Consider the following 17,514-nt stretch of genomic DNA (forward strand, 5'->3'; position numbering starts at 1 on the left):
GAACCGTGAAGACCGTGAAGACCATGACAACTCTTGCCACCAGCGTGGCGGCGTTCGCCGTCGTAGGGGGAGCCGCCGGTGGCGTTTTCGTCGCAGCACCGATGGATCCGGTGCAGCTGGCCGCGGTCGGCGCGCCGCTTCCGCAGGATCCGCCCCCGCCGCCGCCGGCGCCGGGAGCCCTGCCGACCGCCGAGCAGTTGTCGAACCTGTGTAACCAGGCGACCGATCCGGGCGTTTCGTACACGACCAAGAACAATCTGGTCGAAAACGGCATCAGCCCCAACGAGGGGCACGTCGCCGATCACGATCTGCGCAAGGCCTACCGCAACGGGAACTTTCCTGAGACGTTCGCCGTGACCAACATCGCGCCGGCCGGCCCGAACATGGCCCAGGCCGACGTGGCCATCTCGGGTCCGAAGTTCGCCGGGCCGGTGGAAAAGCACCTGGTTTTCGTCAATCAGGGCGGGAACTGGGTCCTGCAGCACGACGCCGCCATCGCGCTGATCCAGGCGGCGACGGCGACGAACTAGGCGGCTAGAATTCTGGGCGGCCACACAGCCTGCGCACAGGTTGTGCATGTTGTCTTCATATGGCCTGGTCGTAACGTAGCCGTGCCGAGTCGCGAAACAACAGGAGTAGCAGGCGCGCTGACACCACGCCAGATGTGTGGATCCGTCTAAATTCGTGCCCGTCGAAGGGGGAACCATGAAAACCGTTAAGTTGCTTGCCACCAGCGTGGCAGCCTTCGCCGCCATCGGGGGTGCGGCCGCCGGCGTGGCCTCCGTCGCGGCGCCAGTGGATCAGGTGCGGCTGGCCGCGGTGGGCGCGCCTCTACCGCAGGATCCGGCTCCGGCTGCGGCCGCCGACGTCCCGACCGCCGACCAGCTGACCGGCGTGCTGAACAGCCTGGCGGACCCGAGCGTCTCCTTCTCCAGCAAGAGCAACCTGGTGCAAGGCGGCATCAGCGGAATCGAGGCACACGTCGCCGACAAGAAGCTGCAGAAGGCGGCCAAGAACGGCGACCTGCCCCTGTCGTTCGACGTCACGAACATCCAGCCGACCGCGGCCGGTTCGGCCACCGCTGACGTCGCGGTCTCCGGTCCTAAGCTGACTTCGCCGGTCACCCAGAACATCACGTTCGTCAACCAGGGCGGCTGGGTGCTGTCGCGGTCGTCGGCGATGGAGTTGCTGCAGGCCGCCGGTCAGTGATCTGCGCCCAGCGCGCGCAGATCTGATTTTGCGAGGCGTGCGGGGTCGGCGAGCACATCGATCGAGGCCACCAGGCCACCGCGCACCACGAATCCCATGATGGCCGTCGCCCGCCCGGCGACGAAGATGACCGCGCCGGCGGCGCCGTTGACGGTCGCCGGGCGCACCTCGCGGTCCTGGCCCGCGTAGCCGCGGGCCAGCCTCGCCACGGCGGCGGCACCCTCGGCGCGGAAACCGGGGGTGCCGTGGCCGAAGTCGCCGCGCAGCACGACATCCGGATGCAGCACGGCCACCAGCCGGTCGAAATCGCCGCTGCGGCCCGCCGCGAAGAAGGCGTCGACGGCCTCCCGCTGCGCGGCCGCGTCGCCGTCGGGGGCCGGATCGGCCTCTTCGATGCGTCGGCGCGCCCGGCTGGCCAGCTTGCGGGTGGCCTCCGGCGTCCGGCCGACGATGGGTGCGATCTGGTCGAAGGGCACGGCGAAGACGTCGTGCAGCACGAATGCCAGGCGCTGCTCCGGCTGCAAGGTGTCCAGCACCACGAACAACGCCAGCCCGACCGCGTCGGCCAGCATCGCGCGGTGTTCGGGGTCGAATTCGCCTTCGGCCTCCACGATCGGATCCGGCACGCCCACCGTGAGGCCGCGCGTCCGGCGGTCGCGGAGCATGTTCAAACAGATGCGGGCCACCACCGTGGTGAGCCAGGCGTCCAGGTTGGCGATGTCGTCACAGGCGGTGCCGCTCAGCCGGAGCCACGCCTCCTGCACGGCGTCCTGGGCGTCGTCGATCGAGCCCAGCATGCGGTAGGCGATGGCGCCCAGCTGGGGCCTCGCCGCCTCGAAACGCGCCGTCACCGACGCATCCACGGTCACGTGCGGGCCTCGGGCAGGGCGCAGACCCGGTTGCCGGAGAAGCCGGACGAGCCGATCCCGAGCGCCAGGTTGAAGCGGGCGCGCAGGTTGCCCAGCGTGATCACGTGGGTGAGCCCGACGAGTTGGGCGGTGTCGAAATGCCCGCGCAGCGCATCGAAAAGCTCATCGCTCACCTCCACGGGCGTACGACTGATCGCGGTCGCGTACTCGAGGATCAGCTTGTCGACGCCGGAGAAGCACGAGGCGTTGCGATAGTCCGCCAGGGCGAGCAGTTCCTCGTCGGTGATGCCCCACCGGCGGGCGATCTGTGAACCGAGGTCGATGCAGTACTCGCAGCGCACCGTCGTCGCCGACTTGAGCTCCGCGAGCGCGCGGTGGCGCGGGCTGAGGATGTCCAGCTTCGACTCGGCCTGCTCGAGCTTGCCGTAGGCGTTGAGCAGCCGGGGGATGTGCGCGTACATCCGCAGCGGTTCCAGCATCCCGGCCGTTTCCAGGCCGGTCATCTGTGCCAGCTTGCGCTTGGTGAAGAAGAAGGCGATGTTGGCGCCCAGGCCGGCATCGCGGTCTGAGACCCCTGGCAACCGGGACATGGCGATCCTCCTAGCAAGTTGTGAACCAACGTCCTCACTAAGTCGACACCCGGCGCGGCGCAAATGTGACCGACCTAGCCGGGCGGCCCCGGCGCCCGGTCCATGTCGAACACCCGCGCGTGCAACACGGTGCGGTTCCGCAGCGCCGCGCGGACCGCGCGGTGCAGGCCGTCCTCGAGATACGTGACGCCCTTCCACCGCACCGCATGCGGGAAGAGGTCGCCGTAGAAGGTGGAGTCCTCCGACAGCAGGCGGTCCAGCGCGAGCACCGTCGTCGTGGTGACCAGTTCGTCGAGGCGGATCTGCTGCGGCGGAATCTGGGCCCAGTCGCGGTAGGACAGCCCGTGCTCGGGATACGGCTTGCCCTCGCGCACACCCTTGAAGATCATCGCCGGATCTCTCCCGACGCCCAATGCCGCGACCGGTTCATGCTGGACAGGCTAACCGGAAGAGGTGTCGCCAGCCTCGAAGCCACCGCAATTCCAACGGCCGCCGCAGAAGGCCCGCCGCCTGGGCCTCGGCAACGGGCCGCTCCAACGGTTAGCACGGCTTGCGACCCGTAAAATGGACCCGGGTCAGCGCGGCGCAGGGAGGTGACAACGAGTGGGAAGTGCCGACGATCGTCGCTTCGAGGTGCTGCGTGCCATCGTCGCCGATTTCGTTGCCACCAAGGAGCCCATCGGTTCCAAGAGCCTGGTGGAGCGTCATAACTTGGGCGTCTCGTCCGCGACCGTACGCAACGACATGGCGGTGCTCGAGGCCGAGGGCTACATCACGCAGCCGCACACCAGCTCCGGACGCGTGCCCACGGAGAAGGGCTACCGGGAATTCGTCGACCGGCTCCACGACGTCAAGCCGCTGTCCTCGGCCGAGCGCAGCGCGATCCTGAGCTTTCTGGAGTCCGGTGTCGACCTCGACGATGTGCTGCGCCGGGCGGTGCGCCTACTGGCCCAGCTGACCCGCCAGGTGGCCGTGGTCCAGTACCCGACGCTGACGTCGTCCACCGTGCGTCATCTGGAAGTGATCGCACTGACCCCGGCCCGCCTGCTGATGGTGGTCATCACCGACACCGGTCGCGTGGATCAGCGCATCGTCGAACTCGGCGACGTCATCGACGATCACCAGCTGTCCCAGCTCCGCGAGATGCTCGGCCAGGCGTTGGTGGGCAAGAAGCTCTCGGCTGCCTCGATCGCGGTCGCGGACCTGGCCGGACAGCTCCGCGCCCCGGACGGCCTGGGCGACGCCGTCGGCCGCTCGGCGACGGTGTTGCTGGAGTCCTTGGTGGAACACACCGAAGAACGCTTGCTGATGGGCGGGACCGCCAACCTGACGCGCAACGCCGCCGATTTCGGCGGCTCGCTGCGCTCCATCCTGGAAGCGCTCGAGGAGCAGGTGGTGGTGCTGCGGTTGCTGGCGGCCCAGCAGGAAGCCGGTAAGGTGACGGTGCGCATCGGCCATGAGACGGCCGCCGAGCAAATGGCGGGCACCTCGATGGTGACCACCGCCTACGGCACCTCCGACACCGTCTTCGGCGGGATGGGTGTGCTGGGGCCCACCCGGATGGACTATCCGGGAACTATCGCCAGCGTCGCCGCGGTTGCCCTATATATCGGCGAAGTCCTGGGTGCTCGATGAACGCGCACCCGCGGTATGCGCAGGCGCGGGATAAGGACCAGGTTTAGGAGAGTCAGGCGTGGCACGCGACTATTACGGGCTGCTCGGGGTGGGCAGAAACGCCAGCGATGCGGAGATCAAGCGCGCGTACCGCAAGTTGGCCCGCGAGTTGCATCCCGACGTCAACCCGGACGAGGGCGCGCAGGCGAAGTTCAAGGAGATCAGCGTCGCCTACGAGGTGCTGAGCGACCCCGAGAAACGCCGCATCGTCGACCTGGGTGGCGATCCGATGGAAGGCGCCGCCGCGGCCGGCGGCGGTTTCGGCGGCGGTTTCGGCGGCCTCGGCGACGTGTTCGAGGCCTTCTTCGGCGGCGGCTTCAGCGGTGGCGCGACCTCCCGCGGTCCCATCGGCCGGGTGCGGCCGGGCTCGGACTCGCTGCTGCGGATGCGGCTCGACCTCGAAGAGTGCGCCGCCGGCGTGACCAAGCAGGTCACCGTCGACACCGCGGTGTTGTGCGACCGCTGCCAGGGTAAGGGCACCAACGGCGACTCGGTGCCCGTCCCGTGCGACACGTGCGGCGGCCGCGGCGAGGTCCAGACGGTGCAGCGGTCGCTGTTGGGCCAGGTGATGACCTCTCGGCCGTGCCCCACCTGCCGCGGCGTCGGTGTCGTCATCCCCGATCCCTGCCACCAGTGCATGGGCGACGGCCGGGTGCGGGCCCGCCGCGAGATCAGCGTCAAGATCCCCGCCGGGGTCGGCGACGGCATGCGGGTGCGGCTGGCCGCCCAGGGCGAGGTTGGACCCGGGGGAGGCCCGGCCGGCGACCTGTACGTCGAGGTTCACGAGCAGGCCCACGACGTGTTCGTGCGCGAGGGTGACGACCTGCACTGCACGGTGTCGGTGCCCATGTTCGATGCGGCGCTGGGCGCCACGGTCACCATCGACGCCATTCTCGACGGCATCAGCGAGGTCACCATTCCGCCTGGCACGCAACCGAATTCGGTAATCACGCTGCGTGGCCACGGGATGCCTCACCTCCGGTCGGGCACCCGGGGCGACCTGCACGTCCACGTCGAGGTGGTAGTGCCCAGCCGGCTGGACCACCACGACACCGAACTGCTGCGCGAGCTCAAGACCCGGCGCAGCCGCGACGTGCCCGAGGTCCGCTCGACGCACGCCGGCGGCGGCCTGTTCAGCCGGCTGCGCGAAACGTTCACCGGGCGCTAGCCGCCAGCCCGAAAAAGGCGCGTACATGGTCGCGACCCTCTTCTACGTCGACGCGCTGCCCGATACCGGCTCACTGGCCGTCGTCGGCGGCGACGAGGGGTTTCACGCCGCCACCGTGCGGCGGATCCGACCCGGCGAGCAACTGGTCCTCGGCGACGGCGCCGGCGGCCTGGCGCACTGCGAGGTCGAGCACGCCGGCCGCGACGGGTTGCGCGCCCGGGTGCTGAAGCGCTGGAGCGTCGCGGCCGCGCAGCCGCCGGTCACCGTGGTGCAGGCGCTGCCGAAGTCGGACCGATCGGAGTTGGCCATCGAACTGGCCACCGAAGCCGGCGCTGACGCGTTCCTGGCCTGGCAGGCGGCCCGGTGTGTGGCCAGTTGGCAGGGTGCGCGCGTGGACAAGGGCCTGCGCCGGTGGCGCGCCGTCGCCCGTTCGGCGGCCCGGCAATCCCGACGGGCGCACATCCCGCCCGTTGAGGGCGTGCTGTCCACCGCGGGACTGGCCCAGCGGATCCGCGACGACGTGGCCGCCGGAGCCGTGGCGCTGGCGTTGCACGAGTCGGCCACCGACCCGCTGACCAAACTCGATATCGCCCGCGCGACCGCGTTGCTGCTCGTGGTAGGGCCCGAAGGCGGGATCGCGCCCGACGAGATCGCCGCGTTGACCGAGGCGGGGGCGGTGCCGGTGCGGCTGGGCCCCCAGGTGCTGCGCACGTCGACCGCCGCGGCGGTGGCGCTGGGGGCGCTCGGCGTGCTCACCCCGCGGTGGCACCACGCCTCCACCCTGTAGGGCGTCGGCGATCGCGCCGCGTCGTCGCTGGTCCCGGGCGGGCCGGAGCCGATAGGCCCGTCGCGCGGCAACTACCTGACCCCCGCCAATACGCGGCTGAAGGCTGACCAATCTAGGGCCCCGGCGTAGACTTAGGCAGCCGAGCAAACCACCGACAAGCCGAGAAAGCAGGCATCGAGAGCCACGTGACGCCCCGCGAGACCAGCGCTGTTGACGCAGCCGGAGGCCTCCAGGCCAACGCCCAAGTACGCAGCAGCATCGATGTTCCGCCCGATGTCGTCGTCGGCTTGTTGGGCTCGGCGGACGAAAACCTTCGCGCGCTGGAGCGCAGCCTGAACGCCGACCTGCACGTGCGTGGCAATGCCGTGACCGTCTCGGGCGAGCCGGCCGACGTCGCACTGGCCGAGCGCGCGATTTCCGAACTGGTCGCGATCGTCGCCAACGGTCAGCCGTTGACGCCGGAGGTGGTCCGCCACAGCGTCGCCATGCTGGCCGGCACCGACAACGAGTCGCCGGCCGAAGTGCTCACCCTGGACATCTTGTCGCGGCGCGGCAAGACGATCCGGCCCAAGACGCTGAACCAGAAGCGCTACGTCGACGCGATCGACGCCAACACCATCGTCTTCGGGGTCGGCCCCGCCGGCACCGGCAAGACGTACCTGGCGATGGCCAAGGCGGTCAGCGCGTTGCAGACCAAACAGGTGAACCGCATCATCCTGACCCGGCCGGCGGTGGAAGCCGGTGAGCGCCTTGGCTTTCTGCCGGGCACACTGAGCGAGAAGATCGACCCCTATCTGCGGCCGCTGTATGACGCCCTGTACGACATGATGGATCCCGAGCTGATCCCGAAGCTGATGTCCGCCGGGGTCATCGAGGTCGCGCCGCTGGCGTATATGCGTGGCCGCACACTGAATTCGGCCTTCATCGTCCTCGACGAGGCGCAGAACACCACCGCCGAGCAGATGAAGATGTTCCTCACCCGGCTCGGCTTCGGATCGAAGATGGTCATCACCGGCGACATCACCCAGGTGGATCTTCCCGGTGGCGCCAGGTCGGGCCTGCGGTCGGCGATCGAGATCCTGGACAGCGTCGAGGACATCCACATCGCGGAGCTGACCAGTGTGGACGTAGTGCGCCACCGGCTGGTCTCCGAAATCGTCGACGCCTACGCCAAGTTCGAAGAGCCGGGCTTGGGGATGAACCGGGCGGCTCGGCGCGCGTCGGTCTCCCGCGGGCGCCGGTGATGAGGGCTGTGATTGTTTTATGGGCGTCTCATGAGCATTGAAGTGTCCAACGAGTCGGGCATTGACGTCTCCGAAACCGAGTTGATCAGCGTCGCACGCTTTGTCATCGCAAAGATGGACGTCAACCCGGCGGCCGAGCTGTCGATGGTGCTGTTGGACACCGCGGCCATGGCCGACCTGCACATGCGGTGGATGGACCTGCCCGGGCCGACGGACGTGATGAGTTTCCCGATGGACGAGCTCGAGCCGGGCGGCCGGCCCGACGCCCCGGAGCCGGGGCCGTCGATGCTGGGTGACATCGTGCTGTGCCCGGAATTCGCGGCCGGGCAGGCCGATGCGGCGGGGCACAGCCTCGGCCACGAGTTGGCGCTGTTGACCATCCACGGCGTGCTTCATCTGCTGGGCTACGACCACGGCGAGCCGGACGAGGAAAAAGAGATGTTCACCCTTCAGGACCGGTTGCTCGAAGAGTGGGTCGCCGAGCAAGTCGAGGCCTACCGCCAGGACCGCCAGCAGGAGCGGGACCGTCAATTGCTGGACAAGTCAAGGTATTTCGAGAATTGAGCCCACGCAAAGCACTCGGGATCGCGGCTGCCGCCGCCCTCGCCTTCGCACCGATCTCGTTGGTGGCCACCACGATCGGTGTGGCAGAGGCGGCTCCCTGCGCCGGCAGCGGGTCGAACCCGACCAGCTGCAATTGGTGTCAGTATCTGGTGGCGCAGTATCACACATCCAACGTTTGCTCCCAGGACGCGCCGCCGCGGCGGGCTCAGCCGTCGCCGAGCCCGGTGCAGATTCCGGAGCTTCCCCCGTACGTCCCGCCCAGCCCAGTGCCGGTGCAGGCGACACCGCTCACTCCGCCAAACCTGCCGCCCACCAACCCGGTGGCCACGATCAATCCGCCGGGCCCCGACGCGTCGAGAAACGTCTCGGTGGTGGCACCGCCGAGGGGGCTCGACGTTCTGCCGCAGGCGGTCGCGGCGGCCAAGGCCGCGCCGGCGACGCGGGTCAATCCCGCCGACCCCCCGAAGCCACCGAAGCAGGTCGACTTCAACCAGCGGGTGCAGAATGTCGTCAGCGGCCACCGGGAAAACGTCGACGTCCTCAAGGTCGACAATCAGAAGCTGGTCCGCCCCCGCCACTGGGACTACGTCGACTACGACGACGCCTACCGCCGCCCGGCGCTCTTCAACCCTCTCAAAGAGGGCATGGTCTTCCGCTACTCGTACAACGGCGCCGACCGGGAGGCGTATCTGCCGGCCGGTTCCCGCATCGTGCTGGACGCCGCGACCGTCGGCGTGGTCCCGTTCACCGCGGTCGGTGACAGCTGGGTGGCGGCGGGCAGCTTCTATGGCGGTGGCTCGGTACCGCCGGACGGCTTCAACGGCCCCCCGCCACCGGACTTCAAGCCGCCGGCCCCCCCGAAGCTGTACCAGACTGTCCTGGTCTCTGTCCCCGCCGCTAACCAGACGTTGGAGGTCGCCCAGGTGGCGGTGGTGGGCCGGGACGAAAGCCAGCCCGAGGGCAGTCAGCAGACTTTCCTGCTCGACGACTCCACCCTGGCCTGGGGCGAGATCAACGACTCCAGCAGCAGCGCCCAAATCAGGGTGACCAAGAGCCAGTCGTTACCGCACGCCGGGCCGACCGACGACGGCAACTTCCTGGTGGTGCTGGCGGTTCGCCCGCACGAGGAGCCGACCCAACCCGCCCAGCCGTGGTGGCCCTCGGCGCTGGGCTACGGGGTGCTGGGGGTAGTGGTGTGCCTTGGCGCCTGGGCCCTCAACCGGAAACGGAGCGACGACGTAGGGGAGCCCGCCACCACGTCAAGGTCTTCCGGCAGTTGACCGGTCTTTCTTGGCTGCTCGGCGCGATGGCGCTCATCGCTATCGGCGGGCTTTTCGCGGCGATCGACGCCGCCATCAGCACCGTGTCGCTGGCCCGGGTCCAGGAGCTGGTTCGCGAGGAGCGGCCCGGCGCCGTGTCACTGGCCGAGGTGATGGCCGAGCGGCCGCGCTATATCAACCTGGTTGTGCTGCTGCGCATCACGTGCGAAATCACGGCGACCGTGCTGTTGGTGCTGTTCTTGTACGACAACTTCGGCCTGAACTGGGCGTTGTTTGGGGCCGCCGCCACCATGGTGGTGATGAGTTTCGTCGTCATCGGGGTCGGTCCGCGCACCCTCGGTCGCCAGCACGCGTATTCCATCTCGTTGACGACAGCCGTTCCGCTGCGGCTCATTTCGTGGTTGTTGATGCCGCTCAGCCGGTTGCTGGTGGTCCTGGGTAATGCGCTGACACCCGGCCGCGGCCTGCGCAACGGGCCGTTCGCATCCGAGATCGAGCTTCGCGAAGTCGTGGACCTGGCCCAGCAGCGCGGCGTGGTCGCCGCCGACGAACGCCGGATGATCGAATCGGTCTTCGAGCTCGGTGACACCCCGGCCCGCGAGGTGATGGTGCCGCGCACGGAGATGATCTGGATCGAAAGCGACAAGCTTGCCAGTCAAGCGTTGAACCTCGCGGTGCGCAGCGGGCACTCCCGCATCCCGGTGATCGGCGAGAATGTCGACGATATTGTCGGCGTCGTATACCTCAAAGACCTTGTGCAGCAGAGCTTTCTGTCGGGGGATGGCGGTCGTGGCATTACCGTGGCGCAGGTGATGCGTCCGGCGGTGTTCGTGCCGGACTCCAAGCCGCTGGATACGCTGCTGCGCGAAATGCAGCGCGACCGCAACCACATGGCCCTCCTCGTCGACGAGTACGGCGCGATAGCCGGCCTGGTGAGCATCGAAGACGTGCTGGAAGAGATCGTCGGCGAGATCGCCGACGAGTATGACCAGGCGGAGACGGCACCGATAGAAGACTTGGGCGACAGACGTTTCCGCGTCTCGGCGCGGTTGCCGATCGAGGACCTCGGCGAGCTCTACGACGTGGATTTCGACGACGACCTCGACGTCGATACCGTCGGCGGCCTGCTCGCCCTGGAACTGGGCCGGGTTCCGCTGCCCGGGGCCGAGGTGGTCTCACATGGCCTGCGGCTGCAAGCCGAAGGCGGCACCGACCACCGGGGGCGGGTACGGATCGGCACGGTCCTGCTGAGCCCCGCCGCGCCCGAGTCCAACGGTTCCGACGGAGAGAACCCGCAATGACGCCGAGCGTCCGCCTAATTCAGCACATCAGCCCCGAACTCGCACCGTGTGCACCTCCGACGACATGACCGAATTCCATTCCGGTTTCGTGTGTTTGGTCGGCCGGCCGAACACCGGTAAGTCGACGCTGACCAACGCGCTCGTCGGCACCAAGGTGGCGATCACCTCGACGCGGCCGCAGACCACCCGGCACACCATCCGCGGCATCGTGCACCGGGAGAACTTTCAGATCATCCTGGTCGACACGCCGGGCCTGCACCGGCCGCGCACTCTGCTGGGCAAGCGGCTCAACGACCTGGTGCGCGACACCTATGCCGAGGTCGACGTGATCGGGTTGTGCATCCCGGCCGACGAGGCGATCGGCCCGGGTGACCGCTGGATCGTCGACCAAATCCGTTCGAACGCACCGAAGACGGCGCTGGTGGCCATCGTCACCAAGATCGACAAGGTGCCCAGGGACCGGGTGGCCGCGCAGCTGCTCGCGGTCAGCGAGCTGGTCGGCGACTCGGCGGAAATCGTTCCGGTGTCGGCGACCACCGGGGCGCAGGTGGACGTGCTGATCGACGTGCTCGCCGCGGCGCTGCCCCCCGGCCCGGCGTACTACCCCGACGGCGAGCTGACCGACGAGCCCGAGGAAGTTCTGATGGCGGAGCTCATCCGCGAGGCCGCCCTGGAGGGCGTCCGCGACGAGCTGCCGCATTCGTTGGCGGTGGTCATCGACGAGATCAACCCCCGGGAGGACCGCGACGACCTCATCGACGTGCACGCGCTGCTCTTCGTCGAGCGCGACAGCCAGAAGGGGATCATCATCGGCAAAGGCGGCGCCCGACTGCGACAGGTGGGCACCGCGGCGCGCGGCCAGATCGAAAAGTTGCTCGGCACCAAGGTCTACCTTCAACTGCGCGTCAAGGTCGCCAAGAACTGGCAGAGCGACCCCAAACAGCTTGGCCGGCTTGGCTTCTGAAGCGCCGGCGCCGTCGAAAGCCGAAGCCGCTCAAGCGAAGTCAACTTCGGTGATGTGCCGCTTCGGGATTCACCTTCGCGGCGGTCCACCGGACACCGGCGGCGTGCCCGTTTCCGCGGTCCACCACATCGTCGGCTGCTTGGTCGACCACCCGCACACGGCCTCCAGTTCGGCGGCCAGCGAGATCAGCATGCCCTCGCTGTTGTGCGGCCCCATCAACTGCACTCCGATCGGCAGCCCCTCGGAGGTGAACCCCGCCGGCACGTTGATCGACGGCCAGCCCAGCACATTCCACGGGAAGGTCAGTGGGCAGGCGGCGATCATCGCTCGATCGGTGCCGAAGCCGCTCAACCGGTCGAAGGCGCGCGCCGGCGGCGGCGGCTGGGCGGTGGTCGGAGCCACGACGACATCGACGATGTCGAAGATCGAACCCACCCGACGCTGGGCCTCGGTTTCGTGCCGGCGCGCGGTGCGCAGGATCGCCTGACCAAGCACGTGGCCCACCCGCAAGTTGGACACCGTGCGGGGGTCGAGGATCACCCCGTCGCCCAGCCGCTCCTCCCAGTCCCGCAGGCCGGCGGTGGACCGGGCGAGGAAATCCCACGACAGCCGCAGCCCGTAGTCGGGGTTGCCCGGCACCACGGTGTGGCCGAGCAGCTCGAGCTGCCGGGCCACGGCTCGCGTCGCCGCCAGGATCTCGGGATGCAGCTTGGACCGAAAACCGGTGTACGGGAACCGGGTTGACAGCGCGATGTTCAGCGGGCCGGGCGCGATACCGACATAGTCGGAGGCGGTGATCGGGGGCGGCTTGTGCCGGTCGCCCTCGACGTTGCCCGACGCCGCGTCGAGCACCAACGCCGCATCGGCCACCGTTCGGGCCAGCACACCGTTGACCGTGATGCCGTTGAACGCCTCGGGCAGTGGCCAGGTGGAGATGCGGCCGCGCTGCGGCTTGATGCCCACCAGGTGCGTCCACGCGGCGGGGATGCGGACGCTGCCCGCCCCATCGGAGCCGATCGCCGCGGTGACGAGTCCCGCGGCCACCGCGGCCGCGCTGCCCCCCGAGGAGCCGCCCGGGGTGTGCCGGCGCGACCAGGGGTTGCGGGTATGCCCGAACCCGGGTCCGCTGGTGAACGGCCACTGGCCCAGCTCGCAGGTGTTGGTCTTGCCGACGATCACCGCGCCCGCGGCCTTCAGGCGGCGAACCACCTCGGCGTCGTGGGTGGCGGGTGGGACATATCCCTCGGTGCCGAAGGCGGTCGGCACTCCAGCAACGTCGACGTCGTCCTTGACCGCGATCGGGATGCCCAGCAACGGCGCCGTGTCTCCGGCCGCCCGCCGCCGGTCGGCCGCCGCCGCGTCGGCCAGGGCCGACTCGGTGAGCACCACGCGGAAGGCGTTCAGCGTGGGCTGGCTGGCGTGGATGGCGTGCAGGGACCGGCGCACCAGTGTGACCGAAGTCACGGACCGGCTGGCAAGCTGATAGAGCAGGTCAGTGAGTGTGGGCAGGCGCTGGCCACCGGATCCGAAAATGGATCCAGGACCTGACTCGGAAGCGCCAATCACGGGGTACGAGACTAACCGGCGCGGATACCAGCATTGTCGCGGCGGGGTGCAAAACTATTGTGATGCGGCTGTATCGAGACCGGGCGGTGGTGTTGCGCCAACACAAGCTCGGCGAAGCCGACCGGATCGTCACGCTGCTCACTCGCGACCACGGATTGGTTCGGGCGGTGGCGAAGGGCGTTCGTCGCACCCGCAGCAAATTCGGCGCGCGGCTGGAACCGTTCGCGCACATCGACGCGCAACTGCATCCCGGCCGCAACCTCGACATCGTCACCCAGGTCGTCTCGATCGACGCGTTCGCCACCGACATCGTCAGCGATTACGGCCGCTACACCTGCGGGTGCGCGATGCTGGAAACCGCCGAACGCCTCGCCGGGGAGGAGCGGGCCCCCGCCCCGGCCCTGCACCGGCTCACGGTCAGCGCCTTGCGGGCGGTGGCCGACGGGCGCCGCTCCCGGGACCTGCTGCTGGACGCCTACCTGCTGCGTGCCATGGGCATCGCCGGATGGGCGCCGGCGCTGACCGAGTGCGCCCGGTGCGCCACACCAGGGCCGCACCGCGCGTTCCATGTCGGCGCCGGGGGCAGCGTCTGCACGCACTGCCGTCCGGCCGGTTCGACGACACCGCCGCCGGGCGTGCTGGATCTGATGTCCGCGCTGCACGACGGCGATTGGGAGTTCGCCGAAGAGGCCCCGCAATCGCACCGCAGCTACGTCAGCGGACTGGTGGCCGCGCACCTGCAATGGCATCTGGAACGCCAGCTCAAGACGTTGCCACTGGTGGAACGGCCGTATCACGTCGACCGCACCATCGCCGAACGGCGCGCAGCGCTGATGGAGCAGTTGGACTGTGGCTAAAGCTGAGCGCAAGCTCAAGTCGACCGACTTCCCGCAGCTGCCCCCGGCGCCCGACGATTACCCGGTTTTCCCCGACAAATCGACATGGCCGGTGGTCTTCCCCGAGCTGCCGCCGTCTCGTGACGGCGGCCCGAGCCGGCCGCCGCAGCACACCTCGAAAGCGACCCCGCCGCGTATTCCGGCGGACCGATTGCCCAATCATGTGGCCATCGTCATGGACGGCAACGGCCGCTGGGCCACCGAACAGGGACTGACCCGCACCGATGGCCACCGGGCCGGCGAGGCGGTAGTCATTGACGTCGTCTGTGGCGCAATCGAAATCGGCATCAAGTGGCTGAGCCTTTATGCGTTTTCCACCGAGAACTGGAAGCGGTCCCCCGAAGAGGTCCGCTTCCTGATGGGCTTCAACCGGGACGTGGTCCGCATGCGCCGGGTGAACTTGAAGACCATCGGGGTCAAAATCCGGTGGGTGGGTTCGCGGCCACGGCTGTGGCGCAGCGTGATCAATGAGTTGGCGATCGCGGAGGACATGACGAAGGACAACGACGTCATCACGGTCAACTACTGCGTCAACTACGGCGGTCGTGCCGAAATCGCGGACGCCGCAAAGGAAATCGCGCGCTTAGCCGCCGCCGGCAGGCTGAACCCGGAACGCATCACGGAGTCGACGGTGGCACATCACCTGCAACGGCCCGACATCCCCGACGTGGACCTCTTCCTGAGGACCTCGGGGGAGCAGCGGTCCAGCAACTTCATGCTGTGGCAGGCCGCGTACGCCGAGTACATTTTCCAGGACAAGCTGTGGCCCGACTACGACCGCCGCGACCTGTGGGCGGCGTGCGAGGAATACGCTTCGCGCAACAGAAGATTCGGGAGCGCCTGATGCCATCACTGCAGGAACGTCTGGCGTCGGCACTCGGCGTGGTCCTTGCGGTCGAGGAGGAGTCCGACGGGGCGCTGACGGTGCGCCATGCCGGGACCATCGCGTCGTTGCGGGTGGTGAACATCGCCGACGACCTCGACCTGGTGTCGCTCACCCAAGTCTTGGCGTGGGACCTGCCGCTGACGAAGAAGATCAGCGATCAGGTCGCCAAGCAGGCCCGCACCAGCAACTTCGGCAGCGTCACGATGGTCGAGAAGGTCAACGAGAAGGCCGTGCAACGCAACTCGGGCAAGGGCGCGGCCAAGACCGCCGACGTGATGCTGCGCTACAACTTTCCCGGCGGCGGCCTGACCGACGACGCGCTGCGCACCCTGGTTCTGTTGGTGCTGGATAGCGGCATCGAGATACGTCGCACATTGACGGGTTAGGGCTCTAGGACACCGCCGACTCGGCCAGCGCGATGGCTGCCGATCCGCGGGCGTTTTCGGCCACGCGGGTCTGCAGCAACGAGCGTAGGAGGTCTTGGTCGTGCTGAGCCGGCCGGGTCGAGTCGACGAACCGCTCGACGACTTCGACGAAGCGATCCGGGTCGTCTTTGAAAGGCATGTGCCCGGAGTTTTCGAAGATCTCTAAGCGTGACCCGGGCACCGCATCGTGGGCCACCCGGGCGTGGTCTACCGGGATCACGAAGTCGTCCTCACCCCAGATCACTTGCACCGGAATGGGTTGCGCGAGATAGCTTCGGTCCAGCATTGTGACGAATTGGCCGCGCCTGTCCACTACCGACCGCAAGGTGCGCGCGAACGCCGACAATGCGCGCGGGTCCCGGAAGCCTTCGAGCAGATTCACCACATCGGCGACGTCGTGCCCGAGGTTGGTGGGGCCCAGTACGGTAGCCATGGCCCGCCCGAACAGTCGGATCGCCGGCATCACGCCCGGCATGCGCAGCATCGCCAGGGCCTCGCTGCCCAACGGCATCGCCGCCAATCGCAAGGCCACGCTTACTTCCTGGGCGACGCCACCGCTGCTGACCAGCACGATGCGCTCTACCAGCTGCGGGTACTGATAGGCGAATTGCATTGCGACACCGCCACCGAACGAATGCCCGACCAGGGTGACACGGTCAATGTCAAGCGCGGCAAGTAGGTCACGCATGCCGTTCGCGAAGGCCGCCAATGAGTAGTCGGCGCGTGGTTTGTCCGATTCCCCGTGGCCCAGCAGGTCCGGTGCGATGACCGTGAACCGTCGCGCAAGTTTGGCGTGCACGGGCTCCCATGCCGTGGACTTGTCGCCGACGCCGTGGATCAGCAACAGAGCCGGTCCCGACCCGGCGACCCGGAAGGCACGTCGGTAGCCGTGAATGGTGCGAAATTGCAGTGACGGAGCCTCGACGTCGCGTACCGGCCGCAGATGGGGCGATGGGTGGTGCCGCATGGTGCTCTCACTTCCCTAGAGTTCTTGGTTGTCTCGGCCCGTGGGCCACTCATGGGTAGGAGCACGCGGCGGGCGCGTGTTGGACACTTTTTTCAGAACTTTTTTCCGCCGTGCCGCGTTCGGACGGCTCGGGTCAACCTAGGACCCGCACTGTGAACACGTGCCGAAGATCTCGATGGTGTGGCTGACGTCGGAATAGCCGTGTTTGGACGCGACTTGCGCCGCCCACTGTTCGACCTCGTGGTCGCCGACTTCGATGGTGGAACCGCAGCTGCGACAGACCAGATGGTGATGGTGGTGTTCGGAGCACCTGCGGTAGACCGACTCGCCGGTGTCGGTGCGCAGCGTGTCGACCATTCCCGCCGCCGCCATTGATTGCAGCGTCCGGTAGACGGTGGTCAGCCCGATGTTCTCGCCGCGGCGGCGCAGTTCGTCGTGCAACTCCTGCGCCGAGCGGAAGTCGTCGAGGGTGTCCATCAGCGTGGAGATCGCCGCCCGCTGACGGGTCGACCGGACACTCGCGCCTGTCATTGTGTGTCCTCGCTCGCGTGGGCGACCGCGTCCACCACGATGTGCGCCAGGTGATGGTCGGCAAGCCGGTAGAGCACCTCGCGGCCGGATCGCTCCCCGGCGACGACGCCGGCGGCCTTCAGGATCTTCAGGTGCTGGCTGACCAGTGGCTGCGGCACGCCGAGCGCGTCGACCAGCTCGTGCACGCAGCGCTGGGATTCACGCAATTGCAGCACGATGGCGATCCGCACCGGGGCGGCCAGCGCGCGCAGCAGCTCACCGGCCGCGTCGAGAATCTCGCGCGGCGGCGGGACGGGGTAATCGGCCGGCGCGTGTCCGCCGGGCCCGGTTTCGCCGTGCTCGTGGGCAACCACGCTCATCGCCGGTCCCACGTCACCATCGGCGGTGGCCGGCAGCGAGGAAGGCGGGGATGGGGACATCGACATGGAGAGAGTCATCACCTCGAGAAGGGCCAGGTAGCGGGGAGGGACGCCGTGAGGCGGTCGACTTCCACTGTCACATGCATGATGACGCATGTCAAAGACCGCGGGGCCGATCGTTACGATGACGAATGCTCTGCGCACGGCGGTCGAGCGCCGCTCGTGCCCGTTCAA

At 68.2% G+C, this 17,514-nt stretch carries 20 protein-coding genes; 13 read left to right on the plus strand and 7 right to left on the minus strand.

The annotated features are described in order from the left end of the window. Positions 1 to 23: 23 nt before the first annotated feature. Entirely contained in the window at positions 24 to 530 is a 507-nt protein-coding gene (locus tag A5758_RS03840; RefSeq protein WP_369816378.1) for a hypothetical protein, read from the plus strand. A gap of 175 nt (positions 531 to 705) precedes the next feature. After that, a complete protein-coding gene (locus tag A5758_RS03845) occupies positions 706 to 1,209 on the plus strand; it encodes a hypothetical protein (protein WP_067203431.1) in 504 nt (167 codons plus the stop codon). Here A5758_RS03845 and A5758_RS03850 read toward each other — a convergent pair. The 3 genes from A5758_RS03850 to A5758_RS03860 form a co-directional block, all read right to left on the minus strand. After that, a complete protein-coding gene (locus A5758_RS03850) occupies positions 1,203 to 2,078 on the minus strand; it encodes a sigma-70 family RNA polymerase sigma factor (RefSeq protein ID WP_067736648.1) in 876 nt (291 codons plus the stop codon). The genes A5758_RS03845 and A5758_RS03850 overlap by 7 nt on opposite strands. After that, complete coding sequence (locus A5758_RS03855) at positions 2,075 to 2,668, minus strand: carboxymuconolactone decarboxylase family protein (RefSeq protein ID WP_067736655.1); 594 nt, start codon at positions 2,666 to 2,668, stop codon at positions 2,075 to 2,077. The genes A5758_RS03850 and A5758_RS03855 overlap by 4 nt, the downstream gene beginning before the upstream one ends. Positions 2,669 to 2,742: 74 nt before the next feature. Next, positions 2,743 to 3,057 carry a type II toxin-antitoxin system VapB family antitoxin gene (locus A5758_RS03860; protein ID WP_066954038.1) on the minus strand — a complete coding sequence of 105 codons (315 nt, stop codon included), beginning with the start codon at positions 3,055 to 3,057 and terminating at the stop codon, positions 2,743 to 2,745. A 214-nt stretch (positions 3,058 to 3,271) separates the two neighbouring features. On the opposite strand from A5758_RS03860, the gene hrcA reads away from it, so the two are divergent. From hrcA to era, 8 genes are all read left to right on the plus strand, one after another. Beyond that, positions 3,272 to 4,303 carry a heat-inducible transcriptional repressor HrcA gene (gene hrcA, locus A5758_RS03865; RefSeq protein WP_067203209.1) on the plus strand — a complete coding sequence of 344 codons (1,032 nt, stop codon included), beginning with the start codon at positions 3,272 to 3,274 and terminating at the stop codon, positions 4,301 to 4,303. A 58-nt stretch (positions 4,304 to 4,361) separates the two neighbouring features. Then, on the plus strand, positions 4,362 to 5,510 hold the full coding sequence (dnaJ, locus tag A5758_RS03870) for a molecular chaperone DnaJ (protein ID WP_067736658.1): 1,149 nt from the start codon (positions 4,362 to 4,364) through the stop codon (positions 5,508 to 5,510). Between the two features lie 25 nt (positions 5,511 to 5,535). Beyond that, a complete protein-coding gene (locus A5758_RS03875) occupies positions 5,536 to 6,297 on the plus strand; it encodes a 16S rRNA (uracil(1498)-N(3))-methyltransferase (RefSeq protein WP_067736661.1) in 762 nt (253 codons plus the stop codon). A gap of 185 nt (positions 6,298 to 6,482) precedes the next feature. Beyond that, the gene (locus A5758_RS03880; RefSeq protein WP_067736664.1) at positions 6,483 to 7,541 is read left to right on the plus strand and encodes a PhoH family protein; all 1,059 of its coding nucleotides are present in this window, start codon (positions 6,483 to 6,485) and stop codon (positions 7,539 to 7,541) included. Positions 7,542 to 7,571: 30 nt separating this feature from the next. Further along, the gene (ybeY, locus tag A5758_RS03885; RefSeq protein WP_067203198.1) at positions 7,572 to 8,105 is read left to right on the plus strand and encodes an rRNA maturation RNase YbeY; all 534 of its coding nucleotides are present in this window, start codon (positions 7,572 to 7,574) and stop codon (positions 8,103 to 8,105) included. Further along, entirely contained in the window at positions 8,102 to 9,385 is a 1,284-nt protein-coding gene (locus tag A5758_RS03890) for a hypothetical protein (RefSeq protein ID WP_067736667.1), read from the plus strand. The genes ybeY and A5758_RS03890 overlap by 4 nt, the downstream gene beginning before the upstream one ends. Continuing rightward, positions 9,382 to 10,686: a hemolysin family protein gene (locus A5758_RS03895; RefSeq protein ID WP_067736672.1), complete on the plus strand. Its 1,305-nt coding sequence runs from the start codon at positions 9,382 to 9,384 to the stop codon at positions 10,684 to 10,686. The genes A5758_RS03890 and A5758_RS03895 overlap by 4 nt, the downstream gene beginning before the upstream one ends. 64 nt (positions 10,687 to 10,750) lie before the next feature. Continuing rightward, positions 10,751 to 11,650: a GTPase Era gene (gene era, locus A5758_RS03900; protein WP_067736792.1), complete on the plus strand. Its 900-nt coding sequence runs from the start codon at positions 10,751 to 10,753 to the stop codon at positions 11,648 to 11,650. 69 nt (positions 11,651 to 11,719) lie between these two features. Here the strand turns inward: era and A5758_RS03905 are convergent, their stop codons facing one another. Further along, positions 11,720 to 13,216: an amidase gene (locus tag A5758_RS03905; protein WP_067212543.1), complete on the minus strand. Its 1,497-nt coding sequence runs from the start codon at positions 13,214 to 13,216 to the stop codon at positions 11,720 to 11,722. A gap of 62 nt (positions 13,217 to 13,278) precedes the next feature. On the opposite strand from A5758_RS03905, the gene recO reads away from it, so the two are divergent. Genes recO through A5758_RS03920 form a run of 3 tightly spaced genes read left to right on the plus strand, consistent with a single transcriptional unit; the run spans position 13,279 to position 15,384 of the window. After that, complete coding sequence (gene recO, locus A5758_RS03910; protein ID WP_066945346.1) at positions 13,279 to 14,073, plus strand: DNA repair protein RecO; 795 nt, start codon at positions 13,279 to 13,281, stop codon at positions 14,071 to 14,073. Next, positions 14,066 to 14,956 carry a decaprenyl diphosphate synthase gene (locus tag A5758_RS03915; protein ID WP_067736675.1) on the plus strand — a complete coding sequence of 297 codons (891 nt, stop codon included), beginning with the start codon at positions 14,066 to 14,068 and terminating at the stop codon, positions 14,954 to 14,956. Before recO ends, A5758_RS03915 begins: the two co-directional genes overlap by 8 nt. After that, positions 14,956 to 15,384 carry a hypothetical protein gene (locus A5758_RS03920; RefSeq protein ID WP_067212549.1) on the plus strand — a complete coding sequence of 143 codons (429 nt, stop codon included), beginning with the start codon at positions 14,956 to 14,958 and terminating at the stop codon, positions 15,382 to 15,384. Before A5758_RS03915 ends, A5758_RS03920 begins: the two co-directional genes overlap by 1 nt. Positions 15,385 to 15,388: 4 nt before the next feature. Here the strand turns inward: A5758_RS03920 and A5758_RS03925 are convergent, their stop codons facing one another. The 3 genes from A5758_RS03925 to A5758_RS03935 form a co-directional block, all read right to left on the minus strand. Beyond that, positions 15,389 to 16,390, minus strand: coding sequence for an alpha/beta fold hydrolase (locus A5758_RS03925; protein ID WP_067736679.1), 1,002 nt, complete (start codon positions 16,388 to 16,390; stop codon positions 15,389 to 15,391). A 138-nt stretch (positions 16,391 to 16,528) separates the two neighbouring features. Next, positions 16,529 to 16,921, minus strand: a complete 393-nt coding sequence (locus A5758_RS03930) for a Fur family transcriptional regulator (protein ID WP_067212556.1) — start codon at positions 16,919 to 16,921, stop codon at positions 16,529 to 16,531. After that, positions 16,918 to 17,346 (minus strand): helix-turn-helix transcriptional regulator, encoded by a 429-nt coding sequence (locus tag A5758_RS03935; RefSeq protein WP_067736682.1) that lies wholly within the window; start codon positions 17,344 to 17,346, stop codon positions 16,918 to 16,920. The genes A5758_RS03930 and A5758_RS03935 overlap by 4 nt, the downstream gene beginning before the upstream one ends. Between the last annotated feature and the right edge of the window lie 168 nt (positions 17,347 to 17,514).

This window comes from Mycobacterium sp. 852014-50255_SCH5639931, assembly GCF_001665605.1.
In the GTDB taxonomy this organism is placed as follows: domain Bacteria; phylum Actinomycetota; class Actinomycetes; order Mycobacteriales; family Mycobacteriaceae; genus Mycobacterium; species Mycobacterium paraffinicum.